Annotated in this window: 15 protein-coding genes; 12 read left to right on the forward strand and 3 right to left on the reverse strand. The window is 29.5% G+C overall.

What is annotated here, in order from left to right; genetic code table 11:
• Nucleotides 1–29: 29 nt before the first annotated feature.
• From fliQ to Q0K52_RS07685, 12 genes are all read left to right on the forward strand, one after another.
• Entirely contained in the window at nt 30–299 is a 270-nt protein-coding gene (gene fliQ, locus Q0K52_RS07630; RefSeq protein ID WP_012669897.1) for a flagellar biosynthesis protein FliQ, read from the forward strand.
• Between the two features lie 25 nt (nt 300–324).
• Nucleotides 325–1128, forward strand: a complete 804-nt coding sequence (gene fliR / locus Q0K52_RS07635; RefSeq protein WP_297298140.1) for a flagellar biosynthetic protein FliR — start codon at nt 325–327, stop codon at nt 1126–1128.
• Nucleotides 1125–2324, forward strand: coding sequence for a flagellar biosynthesis protein FlhB (gene flhB, locus Q0K52_RS07640; protein WP_297298142.1), 1200 nt, complete (start codon nt 1125–1127; stop codon nt 2322–2324). The genes fliR and flhB overlap by 4 nt, the downstream gene beginning before the upstream one ends.
• 21 nt (nt 2325–2345) lie before the next feature.
• A complete protein-coding gene (locus tag Q0K52_RS07645) occupies nt 2346–4457 on the forward strand; it encodes a flagellar biosynthesis protein FlhA (protein WP_297298166.1) in 2112 nt (703 codons plus the stop codon).
• Nucleotides 4458–4528: 71 nt separating this feature from the next.
• On the forward strand, nt 4529–4702 hold the full coding sequence (locus Q0K52_RS07650; protein WP_297298143.1) for a hypothetical protein: 174 nt from the start codon (nt 4529–4531) through the stop codon (nt 4700–4702).
• A 47-nt stretch (nt 4703–4749) separates the two neighbouring features.
• A complete protein-coding gene (locus Q0K52_RS07655; protein WP_297298145.1) occupies nt 4750–6783 on the forward strand; it encodes a flagellar biosynthesis regulator FlhF in 2034 nt (677 codons plus the stop codon).
• Nucleotides 6784–6814: 31 nt separating this feature from the next.
• Nucleotides 6815–7678: a MinD/ParA family protein gene (locus tag Q0K52_RS07660; RefSeq protein WP_297298147.1), complete on the forward strand. Its 864-nt coding sequence runs from the start codon at nt 6815–6817 to the stop codon at nt 7676–7678.
• A 32-nt stretch (nt 7679–7710) separates the two neighbouring features.
• Nucleotides 7711–8352: a hypothetical protein gene (locus tag Q0K52_RS07665; RefSeq protein WP_297298149.1), complete on the forward strand. Its 642-nt coding sequence runs from the start codon at nt 7711–7713 to the stop codon at nt 8350–8352.
• Between the two features lie 64 nt (nt 8353–8416).
• Entirely contained in the window at nt 8417–9229 is an 813-nt protein-coding gene (whiG, locus tag Q0K52_RS07670) for an RNA polymerase sigma factor WhiG (protein ID WP_297298151.1), read from the forward strand.
• A gap of 14 nt (nt 9230–9243) precedes the next feature.
• Nucleotides 9244–11223: a FapA family protein gene (locus tag Q0K52_RS07675; RefSeq protein ID WP_297298153.1), complete on the forward strand. Its 1980-nt coding sequence runs from the start codon at nt 9244–9246 to the stop codon at nt 11221–11223.
• Nucleotides 11224–11234: 11 nt separating this feature from the next.
• The gene (locus Q0K52_RS07680; protein WP_297298155.1) at nt 11235–12200 is read left to right on the forward strand and encodes a hypothetical protein; all 966 of its coding nucleotides are present in this window, start codon (nt 11235–11237) and stop codon (nt 12198–12200) included.
• Between the two features lie 13 nt (nt 12201–12213).
• Nucleotides 12214–12879 carry an HAD-IA family hydrolase gene (locus Q0K52_RS07685; RefSeq protein ID WP_297298157.1) on the forward strand — a complete coding sequence of 222 codons (666 nt, stop codon included), beginning with the start codon at nt 12214–12216 and terminating at the stop codon, nt 12877–12879.
• Here the strand turns inward: Q0K52_RS07685 and recO are convergent.
• The 3 genes from recO to Q0K52_RS07700 all read right to left on the reverse strand — a co-directional run.
• Nucleotides 12868–13647, reverse strand: coding sequence for a DNA repair protein RecO (gene recO / locus Q0K52_RS07690; protein WP_297298159.1), 780 nt, complete (start codon nt 13645–13647; stop codon nt 12868–12870). The genes Q0K52_RS07685 and recO overlap by 12 nt on opposite strands.
• An 83-nt stretch (nt 13648–13730) precedes the next feature.
• Nucleotides 13731–13898 carry a DUF362 domain-containing protein gene (locus Q0K52_RS07695; protein WP_297298161.1) on the reverse strand — a complete coding sequence of 56 codons (168 nt, stop codon included), beginning with the start codon at nt 13896–13898 and terminating at the stop codon, nt 13731–13733.
• A gap of 194 nt (nt 13899–14092) precedes the next feature.
• A partial coding sequence (locus Q0K52_RS07700) for an integrase core domain-containing protein (protein WP_297298163.1) occupies nt 14093–14383 on the reverse strand: 291 nt, incomplete at its 5' end.

A 14383-nucleotide genomic window follows, 5' to 3' on the forward strand; every position in this document is an offset into this window, starting at 1 on the left:
TATAGTTAATATAGTTTAAGGGAAATGTTATGAGCGATACTTCGATTATTGTTTTGGTGCAGGAAACTTTATGGGTTTTCATGTTGCTTTCAGCACCAGTTTTAGGGGTTTCTATAATTGTTGGTTTGATTATTTCTATACTTCAAGCTACTACAAGTATTCAGGAACAAACATTAACTTTTGTACCTAAGATGATAGCGATGTTGGCAGTTATATATATGTTAGCTTCTTGGATGTTAAATTATACAAGTGCTTTTACAGTTAGATTGTTTAGCATACTTCCAAGCATAGCAAGATAAGAGTGTATTGATTTAGGAATAATAAATGGATAATTTTGTAAATTTTTTCCAGATTTACCTGCTCATTATGGTAAGATTCATAGCTATACTTATGGTAGCACCATTGTTTTCATCTAATGTTATTCCTAATAGTATAAAAATGGGACTTGCTTTTATAGCTACAGCAACTATATTTCCATTAGTTGCTAACATAAATGTTCAGGCAGCACCTACTTTTGTAGAGTACTTTTTGACACTTGTTAATGAGGCTCTTATCGGTATTTTGATAGGATTTTTAATGTCTATTATATTTGCTGCTTATCAAGTTATGGCTAACTTTTTTGAAATACAAATAGGATTTGGTATATCTGAAACTGTTGACCCTATATCTCAAGTTACAGTTCCGGTATTAGGGCAGCTTCAGTCTTTGATAGTTATACTTATATTCATAGCTATTGACGGGCCTAGTTGGGTAGTTAGAACTTTGTTTTATAGTTTTAAAGCTATGCCAGTATTGAGTGATGCTTCAAAAGCAGTATTCACTTCATCGTTTAATGGAGTTATAGACAGAATGATATATTATATGAGTTCTTTATTTTCTATATCTCTTTCATTAGCTTTACCTATAATGCTTACTTTATTCTTATTATCATTAAGTTTAGGTTTGTTGGCAAAGGCTGCACCACAAATGAATATTTTGATGTTAGGTTTCCCAATGCAGATTGGAGTTGGTATAGTAGCTTATTATATATTGATACCAGCACTTGTTTCTAATTTTATGAAGATATTAGAATATACAATATCAGATGTTAATAATATAATAACTTTCTTGTCAGGAGGCACTGTATGAAAAATATGATAGCTTCCTTATTAGAAATGTTGATTATATTTAAAGCTAGACTTTATAGAAAATATTTACGCCTTACTGGAAAAGGCTTTGTATTAACATTATTTGCTTCTCCGGAAGATGAAGGAAGAACAGAACTTCCAACTGAGAGAAAGAAAAGAAAGGCAAGAGAAGAAGAAGGACGTGTTGTAAACTCTACAGAGATAAACCAAACTCTTGTTTTGGCTGTTACAATAGCTGTAATAGCTTTGCTTACAACATATTTAATTAATACAGTATCTCAATTTTTTGTTGGAATATTGAATAAAATTTCCAATGCTGATGCTAGTATGAATATTTTATCTTTGCCTGATATGTTTTTGGAAATAGTTGTTTTAATAGCTAAAACTGCTGGAATAGTTTTATTGGTTGCTTTAGTTGTTGGGGTAGGTATTAATTTAGCACAGACTAAATTCTTATTTACAACTAAAAAGTTAAAACCAAATTTTAAAAGAATAGCTCCGACTTGGTCTAACTTCAAAGAAAGGGTGTTTATTTCTTCCCAAAACTTGATGAACTTAGCCAAAATCTTATTCAAGATGGTAGTTATATCTTTTCTTACTTTTTCAACTATATACGGCAAACATGATCAATTATTTAATATGGTTAATATGGAATTACCTCAAGCTATGCATTTATTCTTTTTTATTGTTTTAGATATGTTAGCTAAGGTAATAATATTTATGATAATAGTATCTGCTTTTGACTATTTCTTTCAAAAAAAGCAGTACATTAATAGTTTGAAAATGACAAAACATGAAATGAAAGAAGAATTCAAAGAGATGGAAGGAGATCCATTGGTAAAAAGCCAGTTACAAGATATGGCTAGAAAAATTGTCAATAGAACAATGCTTAAGGCGGTTCCAGAGGCAGATGTGGTAATTACAAACCCTACTCACTTTGCAGTTGCTTTGAAATATGAAAATGGAGATTATGCTCCAATAGTAACAGCAAAAGGAGCAGACCATATTGCTTTAAGAATAAAAGAGATAGCTAAAGAGAATGATGTTCAAATAGTAGAAAATAAACCTTTAGCCCGTGAATTATATTTTAATGTTGAAATAGGACAATATATACCAGAAAAACTATTTCATGTTGTTTCAAGAATACTTGGCGAAGTGTATAGAATACGTAATGAAAAAATGGCAAGGGCTATATAGGAGGAATAAAAAGTGGCAACAATGAATGGTGATAAATCAATTTTAGATTCAATAAAATTACCTAGCAATCTTAGCAGGCATAGTGACATAATGTTTGCTGTTGGTGCAGTTATGGTAATAATGATGCTTATTATACCATTACCAGCAATAATTTTAGATTTTTTGCTTATAGTAAATATAATCGTATCATTATTGATATTACTTATGGTACTTAGTATAAAGAGTGCCAATGATTTTAGTGTATTCCCTTCTGTATTGCTTGTAATGACAGCATTCAGACTTGCTTTGAACGTATCTACAACTAGAGCAATTCTTACTGAAGGAACTAACTTTAATGGTAAGGTTATTACTTCATTCGCTGATTTCGTAGTAGGCGGTAATATAGTTGTAGGTGTTGTAATATTTATAATTCTTATAATAGTACAATTTGTTGTAATTACTAAAGGTGCTACAAGAGTATCAGAAGTAGCAGCAAGATTCGCATTAGATAGTATGCCTTCAAAAATGATGGCAGTTGAAAGCGAACTTCAAGCTGGTGCTATAACAGATAAAGAAGCAGAAGAAAAAAGAAAGAAAATCAGAGGTGAAAGTGATTTTTATGGTACTATGGACGGTGCTTCAAAATTCGTGCAAGGTGACGTTATAGCAGGTATTATAATTACTGTTATAAACATAGTAGGCGGACTCATCATTGGTATGACAATGAGAGGCGAACCATTTGCTCAGGCAGTTAATGCTTATACTCGTTTTACTGTAGGTGATGGTTTGGTAAGTCAGATTCCTTCATTCTTTATGAGTTTTGCTACAGGTTTATTAGTAACTAGAAGCAGCAGCGAAGATAATTTGTCTACTCAAATTGCTGTACAAATTTTTGCTAAACCTAAAAACTTATTTATTGGTGCTGGTTTCGCATTCTTCTTAATGCTTTTACCAGGCTTCCCAAAATTGGCTTTATTTGTTATATCATTAGCATTATTTTTAGCTGGATATGCTTTAAGAAAAGAGCAGCAAGAACTTGGACTTAATGAAGATGGTACAAAGGCTGATGCCGGAGAGCAGGTTCATCAAGGTCCTTTAGATGTTACTCCTTTCTTGAAAGTTGAAAAGATAGAACTTTCTGTTGGTGCCTCTCTTATACCTTTGGCATTAGAATCTGAAGGAGGGGATTTAATCAATAGAATAAGTCAGATACGTAGAGAGCTTGCTTTGGAGGTTGGTTTAGTTGTTCCTCCGGTACGTATTGTGGATAATAGTGTAATAGAACCAGATGAATATACTGTTAGTATAAATGGTACTGAAATGGCTAAAGGATTCGTTCGTCCTAATATGCTTTTAGCTTTGAACGCTAATTCTCCAGATGGCCCTACTCCAGATTGTGAAAGAGTAAGAGAACCAGCATTCGGACTTCCTGCTTATTGGATTAAAGTTGATGAAAAGGATATGGCTGAGAAAAAAGGCTTTATGTTATTCCAGCCTACATCAGTTATAGCTACTCACTTCAGTGAAACTATTAAAAGAAATGCTAATCTTCTTATCGGACGTGAAGAAGTACAGAATATGCTTGATCTTATTAAAGATGATCATAAAGCACTTGTATCAGAAGTACTTGCAGCTAAGCCTCATAATGAAAGTCCTCTTGGATATATACAAAAAGTATTACAGAATCTTCTTCAAGAGGAAGTACCTATTAGAAATAGTGTTGCAATATTAGAAGGTGTTGCTGATGCTATATCTATTATGGGAAGTGAACAGGCTACAGAATTGGTAAGAAGCAGATTAGCTTCACAAATATCTCAAATGGTTGCAGATCAGGATAGAAATATTAGAGTTATTACTTTAAGTCAGCAATTACAAAATAATATAGCACAGAACCTTGCTAATACAGGTAATTTACAGGGTTCTCAAATGATAGCTATGAGTTTTGAAAGTATGCAGAACTTAATTAAGAATATAAAAGATGCTGTTAAACTTGTTAGTGATTCAGGAGTTGATGATATAGTATTTTTGACTTCTCCTATTATAAGAAGACCTCTATATCAGTTTATAGCTAAGAATGTTGGTAAGTATAAAGTTATTGCTACAACAGAGATAGCACAAGGATATAATGTACAAGGAATTGCTAGTATTAAATAATTAAATTGGAAATTATAATGCCCGTAAATGGAGCAATTTTTTAAGATGTAAATAAATTATGGAGTTAAACTATGAAGACAATTAAAATCTTTGGAAAAAACAGAGAAGAAATTGAGAAACAAGCTAGAGACAAATACGGCGAAAGCTATTTTATCATTAGCGTTAGAGAAAGCAAAAGGAAGAATATTTTTGGTATGACAAAGAAAGAGTTTGAAGTTTCTATCGGTATTTTAGAGCAATATTAATTAGGTGATTATTTAGGGAGTTTTAAGATGATTAGAGGAGAAATAAAATGGTAGATATACGTACTATTAGAGGGAAGGATAAGACTGATGCTTTTGCTAAAGCTAGGGTTGAGTATGGCGGAAATTTTGTTATCTTGACCAGTAAAGATGTTAAAGTAGGCGGTTTTTTAGGTTTAGGTATGAAAACTGAACATGAACTTAGAATAATGCTTAATAACTCTATATACGATAGAAAAAATAATGCATCGGAAGAAAAAACTTCATATTCTAGTGAAGAAGAAGATGATGATGAAATGCATAGAAATAAACTTCTAAGCGATAGAATAGAGATGAAAAAACATGCTACTGAAACAATTGATGCTAGTGAAATGGCTGATAGAATAGTTGCAGTTACTAAAGCTTTAAAAGAAGCTTCAAGAGAAAGAAATGCTAATAAAGTAACTAATAATTCTTCTAGTGCAGCAACAACAGTTCCTACATCAGATAAATTTGAAGATGATAATAGAGATAACTTCAGAGATAGTTTAAGGGATAGTTTTAGAGAAAATAATAATGTTAGAGATAATAATATCAGAGAAAACATTAGTGAAGATATTATGAATGAAACATTAGAACCTACAGTTAATAATTCTAATTCTTATACTGAAGAAAAGAGAGAAATTGTTAGAGAAAGAAATACTAATACAGATGGTTTTAGTCCTTTACCTCATTTTAATAATTATCCATATTCTAATTCAAATTTTGCTGGCTCCTCATTTAATAATATGAGAGGCTCGATGTTGTCTGACTATTCATCAAATAATGGTTTTTCTCCAATAAATAATTATAGCAATTTTTCTGCTAATAATAATAGTTTTATGAATACTATGAATAACAATAATAATATGGGTGGTTTTAATAGTAATGTTATACCTAATCATATAAATAGTTCTAGTAATAAAAACAATAATGCTATTGATGACAATGTTAAGAAAATGGTTCAAGAGCAGATAAGAGATATGGTTAAAGAATATTTGGAAGGCAGTTTCCCAAATATAAATAAAAATCATAATACTGCTTCAAATACAACTCAAAGTAATAATAACAATAGCAGAAATACAAATACATTAGTAAATCATGAATATGAAGATGAAGAAATAAATAATGCTCTTGAAGAAATAAAAGAGTATAGAGAAGAAAATAATCTTACAAGAGAAAAGAAAACTAACATTAGAGATTATTTTGAAAATCCTGATAATGAAGAACATGATGAGGAAAATAATGAAGAAAGCTCTGATATGAACATTGCTGATGGTATGGAGGAGAGCTTCAATTATTTAAGAGATAGAGAATTCCCAGAAGAAGTTTTATTAGATTTAAGAGAATATTTACTTACATCTAGTAATGCAAGATTTTTCCAATCTAAAGATGTAATTAGAGAAGAAGTTGAGAAATATTTCTCAGATAAATTAATGCTTGCTAATGGTATAGAAATAGGTGCTAAGAAAAAAATAATAGTATTTGTTGGACCTACTGGTGTTGGCAAAACTACAACTATACCAAAAATAGCAGCTCAATATATGAAGTCTGGTAAGAAAGTTTCATTTGTTACAATAGATAATTACAGAATAGCGGCAGTTGATCAGCTTCAAAGATATGCTAGTATAATGAAAGTACCATTTACAAGTGCAAGTACTCCTGAAGCTTTAAGAGCTGAAATAAGAAAACTTGACAATTCTTCGCTTTTATTTATTGATACTATGGGACGTTCTCCAAAAAGTGCAGAAGAAATAGTGGCTATGTCAAAATATTTCACAACAGTTGGAAGATTTGATATGGATATTCAGCTTGTTATGAGTGCCACTGCTAAATATAAAGATGCTGTAAAAATAATGAATGGTTTCAAACCAACAAATTATAAAGGTATCATATTAACAAAAGTTGATGAAACAGATTATTTAGCTTCTTCAATTTGTGCTATAACTAGAAAGAAATTGCCTATTACTTATATAACTTATGGTCAAGGTGTACCTAAAGATATATCTACAGCCAAAAAATATGGTTATAAAATAATGGAAGGCTTATTTGGTTCTTCAAAATAAATAATTAATTATAGGAAATAAAAGATATATTATGAAAGATCAAGCAGATGAATTAAGAAAGATGATGGGACTTAAAGACAGACGTCCCCAACGTATAATTAGTATTGCCAGCGGTAAAGGTGGAGTAGGTAAAACTAACATAGCTATTAACTTGTCTATAGCATTGCAGCAATTAGGTCAGAATGTACTTTTGATAGATGCAGATCTTGGACTTGGTAATGTTAATGTAATACTTGGAAATATGCCTGAGTATAACCTTTATCATGTTATAAAAGGTGTTAAGAAATTGCATGAAGTTGTACTTGAAACAGATTATGGTATTAGATATATTGCAGGGGCTTCTGGTTTTTCTTCTTTAGCAAATCTTTCTGGTAGAGCTTTGACTAAATTAGTAAACAGCATGGATTCTTTGAATGATGCTGATATTATCATAGTAGATACTGGTGCAGGAATATCAGATACAGTTTTATATTTTCTTCTTTCTTCAGATGAAAGTATAGTTGTTACAACTCCTGAACTTACTGCTATACTTGATGCTTATGGTGTAATTAAATCTATTGCTCCTGAAGATGCTAATGCTGATATAAAAATATTAGTTAATAGAGTTACAAAAGCTTCTGAAGGAAAAGAAGTTGGCGATAAAATTATTATGACAAGTAAAAAGTATTTAGATATGGATGTTAAATATTTAGGACATGTTTTTGAAGATAAAACAATTCCTTACGCTGTTTCTCAGCAGCTTCCTTTTTATCAATATGATAATAAATGCCATGCATCTATGTCTATATATAATATAGCTAAAAAAATTATTGATATGGAATATGATGATGACAGAGAAGTGAAAGGATTAGGCGGATTTATGGAATCACTTCTATCTTTTGTTAGTAAAAAGTAATTTAATACTTTGATATTTATTAGAGGTAATTTATGAATAATATACTTGAAAAAGTGAAACAACATTTTTCTTCTAACTTTGGAAAATTAGGAGCTATTATAACTGGTTTATCATTTATTATAACTCTTTTGTTATCAATATCTTTTAAAAATAGAGTTGATGTTTCCATTTTGAAAGCAATAATTTCAGCTATTTTAACACTTGTAATATTGTTTGTACTTGGAATTATATTGAAAAAATATTTAGGTGATGTAATAGATGAATCAACAATGAGTTCCAATTCAGATATAGATTATAATGCTATAGATGATAATAGCGGTTTTGTAGGAGAGGTTAATAATGATAATACTGCTCCTGCAGTAAATGATGATACTCCTATATTTACACCGGATTTGAGTAATATAGAAAATATAGGAAAAGGAGCTCCAAAACCTGTTAATGTTGATAAAAAAAGTAAAGTAGATTATCATAGTTCAGGTGATGATATAGGTGATATAGTATTTGGAAGTTCTAATACATCATCAGCATCAAATTACACTACAAAAAGTACTATGTTTCCAGATAAGAAGATTGATAATGAAGAAATGGTAAAAGAAGCACAGGAAGATCCTGAAAAAGTTGCTAAGGCTGTTAGAACAATGATAGCTAAAGATGAAAAAAGCGACAATAAATAAATGATGCAATTAAGATGCAATAAATAAAATATATAGCAAAAATTAATAACTAGAGTGAATTATTATGAAGATGAATAAAAAAGATAAAATACCAAATATTACTAATGATAATGAACAGGAATATTGGCAAGAGTTTAAAAATACTCAATCCCCTTATATCAGAGAGGCTTTAATTATTAAATATTCTCCATTAGTAAAGTATGTGGCAAGTAAAATATCTGTTAATATGGGTTCTCATAAGCATATTGAATTTCAGGATTTAGTAGGTTTTGGTTCTTTTGGGCTTATGGACGCTATTGATAAGTATAACCCTAATAGAGATATTAAATTTAAAACTTATGCTGTTACTAGGATAAGAGGTGCTATATATGATGAACTTAGGAAATTAGACTATCTTCCCAGATCTATACGTAAAGATGTAAAGGAAATAGAAAAAGCTAGAGAAATATTAGAGGCAAGACTAAGCAGAAATATTAAACCGCAGGAGATAGCTGATATGCTTGGAATACCTATTAGCAAATATAATGAAACTATGAAAAGATATATAGAGGCTTCACCTACATCTTTAAGTGATGTTTGGTATGTAGGTGATGATTCTGATGAAATATCTGTGATAGATACATTAAAATCTAATGATAAAACTAACCCTGAATATTTAGCAGAGAGAGAAGATGTTAAAAATAAAATAGTAGCTGCTTTAAAAGAACTTCCAGAAAAGGAAAAGCAAGTACTTATATTATATTATTACGATGATCTTACATTAAAGGAAATTGGTAAGGTTTTAGAGGTTTCTGAAAGCAGAATATCTCAATTGCATACCAAAGCTATACAGCAGTTAAGATATAGTCTTTCAGAGATAAAAAAACAATTATTATAAAATAGGTGATTTGTATGAATGAATTAAAAAGAAAAATATTGCAAAGCGATTTTTATAAAGAAGTTTATAATAATAAGAACACTCGTTCAGTTGAATTGTCAGTGGAGTCTTTGGAACGCGGAATGCAGGAAGCTGCTGCTATATTCCAATGTCCAATTTATGAATTAACTTATAAAGTTTTAGAAGAAGGAAGTAAAGGATTTTTTAATATAGGTGCTAAACCTTTTTTAATTAGATACACTCATATCACTTATGATAAATCTAATATAGGTATGGGACAAGGGGCAGACTATACTATTGGAACATCTGGCGATAGTTCACAAAATAAAGTTATATTCAATAAAGATACAGATGTAGTTGTTAGAGTAAAACGCGATGGTGTATTCTTAAAAGTTGTACCTCCTACAGCCGATGGTAAGAGAATTGAGGATATGACCATTGTAGAGGAAAAACTTATAGATGCAGGTATTAAAGAATATGATTCACATTTAGCTAAAAAAATGCTTCATGAACAAACAGGAAAATATGAAAAAATTGCTGAATGGGATATAAGCAGATCTGGAAATAATGCTAAGATAAGTTACAGTATTAGTGATGATAAAATGCGTGCTTATGTTACTGTAACTAAGCCTAATAAAGGCGGAAGAGAAATGGATTTGCAGGACGTAAAAGAAATAATGGAAAACTGCGGTATTACATTTGGATTCCAAGAAGAAAATGTTACTAAATGTTTAGAAGAAGGTACTTTTAATATTCCTATATTATCTGCTGAAGGACGTCCTCCTGTAAACGGACAAAATGCTAAAATAGAATATTTAGTTAATGTTAATAAAAAAGTTATACCTAAATATATTGGAGAAGATCAAAGTATTGACTATAAAGATTTAAGTATAGTTGAGAACGTTGTAGAAGGTCAAAAATTAGCTAAAAAAATTCCTGCTACAGATGGTGAGATAGGAAGAACTGTACTTGGTGTTAAAATAGAAACTAAGGCTGGAAAAGATATTGATATTAAAGAAGTATTAGGTGATAATGTTGAAATGTCTGATGATGGTGAATATATATTATCTACTATAAACGGACAAGTAGTTCTTAGAGGAAAATCACTTAATGTTGAACCAATATTTGAAGTTTCTGGAGATGTTGGACCTGAAACAGGAAATATTAACTTTATTGGAAGTGTATTAGTTAAAGGAAGTGTTAATGATAACTATTCAATAAAAGCTGAAGGTAATATTGATGTTCATGGTACAGTTGGTAAATGTGATCTTGAAGCTAAGGGTGATATTATGGTTAAACTTGGTATTCAAGGAAATGAAAATAGTGTTGTAAAAGCTGGCGGAGATGTTATTGCTAAATTTATACAATTCTCCAATGTTCAAGCTGGAAATAATGTTGTTGTTACAGAAGCAATACTTAACTCTAATATTGATTCTGATAACAGAATTATACTTATAGGTAAGAGAGCTTCTGCAAGCGGCGGAAGACTTAGAGCTTTAAGAGAAGTTAATGGTAAAGTTTTAGGTTCTCAGGCTGGTACTAGAACATTGATAGAAACAGGAATTAGCCCAGCTAAAAGACGTACTATCGATGATTTAGATAAAGAAAAAGAAGAATTAGATAATTCAATAGAAGAAACAGAAAGAAATATTAAATCTTTGGAACAAGCTGCTAAACTTAAAAAGCTTGATGATGAGAAAAAAGAACAATTACAAAGTTATAAAGAACAATTGGAACAAGCAAGCAGTAGAAGAGAAGAAGTTGTTTTAGAAAGAGAAGCTTTAACTCAAACTATTGAAGTAGAAAAAGTAGAATCTACAATAAGTGCTGGTAAAGAAATGCTTCCAGGTGTTCAATTGACTATAGGAAGTGCTGAATTTACTATAAGACAAAGTTATAAGTCTATAACATTCTTTGAAGAAAATGGTATGATACAGACTGAGAAATATAGAGGAGAACCTAAAAACGATAAAAAACAAGATGATGAAGAATAAGAGGTTTTTATATGGCTTTGAAAATAATTGATTTTTATAAAGCAGCTATAAAATGCGGTATTAATGCAGATCCTAGAGGAAGAATAGTTGTAGAAAAAGAATTGGAAAATATAGAAAAATCTTATGAAAAATTAGATGATAAAAAGAAAGAGTATTTTGATAAAGATACTCTATTTAATCCTTATGCTGATACAAGAATTTTGAATATTGCAGAAGATAAAAATATAAAGAAAATTTTCTGCGGTATAGATATGCAAACACCAGAGCTTTTATTGGCTGACAGGCTTAATGAAAAAAATGAAAATATAGATTTGGTTATAAGTCATCATCCTAATGGTTATGGTTTTGTTAATTTTTATGATGTTATAGAAATGCAGTCTGATAAGAATGCATTGCATAATGTACCTATAAATGTTGCAGAAGCTTTAACGAATAAAAGACTTAATGAAGTAAGCAGATCTGTTTATGGTGCAAATCATTTTAGAGATGTAAATGCTGCTAAACTTCTTAAATTAAATTATATGTGTATGCATACTGTAGCTGATAATTTTGTTGAAACTTTTTTGACTAGAGAGATGGAAGAAAAAAAGCCTACAACATTATCTGAGATAATAGATATTTTATTTGAAATAGAAGAATATAAAATATCTGCTATGCGCCATAATCCTCCAAAAATATTTAATGGTTCTAATAATTCTAAAGTTGGAAACATTGTTGTTGATATGACAGGAGGTGCTTATTTTGATCCTGCTATGGTTGATGCCTTATCAAAGGCTGGTATGGGAACATTAATTGTAATGAATATATCTGATAAACTTTTAGATGAGTGTAAGAAACATTATATTAATGTTGTATGTGCCGGTCATATGGCTAGTGATAGTTTAGGACTTAATTTGTTATTCAAAGCTATAAAAGAAAGAACTAAAGAAGATTTTGATATACTTCCTGCCTCAGGATATATTTTTGTAAATAGATAATGTGAGTTGTAAAATGCCTAAATATTATAATATATTATTTGATCTTGATGGTACTATTACTGATTCTGCACCTGGTATAATAAATGCAGTTGTATATGGAATTAAAAAAATTAATGAAGTATATAATTTAAAAATAAATATACCAAATGATAAAATATTGAGAAAGTTTATTGGGCCTCCATTAGATGTAAGTTTTAGAAAGTATTGCTATGATGATGAAAAATTATCTCTTGAATTTGTGAAATTTTACAGAGAAGATTATAATGGTAACGAAGGATTATTTAATTGTACTCTTTATGATGGCATATATGATTTGATTAAGACTTTATCTGAGAACGATTACAGAGTTTTTTTAGTCACTGCAAAACCTAAAGAATCTGCAGTAAGAATAATAGAACATTTTAATTTAACTGAATTTTTTAATGATTTTTATGCTCCTATACTCGGCGGAAAAATAAAAAATAAATTAGATGTTTTAAATGAAGCTATAGAAAAAGGAAACTTTGAAAAATCTAAAACTATAATGATAGGTGATAGAATTGATGATATAGATGCTGCTAAAAATTTAGGAATTGATTCTATTGCTGTTAGATATGGTTTTGGCAGTGATGAAGAGTTTAAAAATGCAGTATATATAGCTAATAACACTAAAGAAATATTTGATATATTAAGTAAATAAAATTTCTTCTAATACATGCAGGCTTTTTATATTTCTGTTTATATGATTAAATAAAGATTTATTTAGAATATTTTTAACATTATTTATTGAATTATTATACAATGATTTTAATTCTTTATTATTTGCTATACTAATCAATGAAGTATGCTTTATTATTCTCATTAAGTTTTTATCATTTTCTGTTATTTCAAATGCATCTTTAATAAGAGGTTTACATTTAGAACATATTAGTCCTCCATCAAAAATTGAATAAAAAGATGTATCATTATTTTCGCACATAATGCATTTATCTAAATGAGGTGATATTCCAGCAATATGAAGTGTTTTCATTTCAAATGCCCTCATTAAAATATTTATATATATTTTTTTAGTTGTATCATCATTATCTTGTTCTTCTAAATTTTCCAAAGCATCTAAAATTTTTTCCATTAAAATAAAGTATCTGTCATCAAAATCTTTAGCACAATATAATAATACTTCCCTTATATAGAATACGGCCAAAGAAGAATATATTGATTTTTCTAGTATAGAATAATTTTTTATGATGTTTGATTCTTTCAATATTGATAGCTGAGATGTGCTTTTTTCGTATAGATTTATATTTAATTTAGATATGCTTTCTAAATCAGAGCCGAATGCTTTAGAATCTTTTTTAGCTTTATAACATATCGCCTGCAATATAGAATTGCTTGTTAGAAAAGATGCTATTATTGAAGAACTTTTATATTGGCTATACGATAATATAAAAGCTTGAGTATTTTTTATCAATATGATTCCTTAAATATTTTATAAAAAATAGGGTAGGCATCTTATTAAAGAAAACCTACCCATAACTATGCCATCAAAAGCAATTAAGCTTGATGTATAGCACTGCTTGGGCAAACTGCTTCACAAGCACCGCAATCAGTACATTTGTCAGGATCTATTACGTAAATATCTCCTTCGCTAATAGCATCAAATGCACATTCTGGTTTACAAGAACCGCAAGCTACACAATCGTTATTTATAACACGTGGCATAATTTACCTCCATATAATTAAACTATGTATAATTATAACATAAATTAATAACGAAATCAATATCTATTTATATAATGTTAATATATTCTTACTAAATTTATATCTATATATAAAAAATGTTTTAGTATATTAACTTTTGTAAATACACCATTTATTAAAAATCATTAAATGCACGGGAGCCAGAGATATTGCATTTAAGTATTCCTTATCTTTTTGAAGTATAACATAGGTGTATCATAATTTAAAGCTGAATGTATTCGTTTATGATTCCAAAAATTATTATATCTTTTTAATTTTTGATTAGCTTTTTCTAAAGTTAATTCTTGTGTACAATAATCATAGAATTCTTTTTGGTCTCGGTTATGTGTACTTTCTACAACACCATTATACCAGGGACTAGCGACTGGGCTATAAACTCTTTTAATATGTTTATTATTACAAAACTTGTCTAACGGATGTTCTGTTTCAAACAAATGCTTACGATA

This window comes from uncultured Brachyspira sp. (assembly GCF_944390845.1).
GTDB classification, from domain to species: Bacteria; Spirochaetota; Brachyspiria; order Brachyspirales; family Brachyspiraceae; genus Brachyspira; species Brachyspira pulli.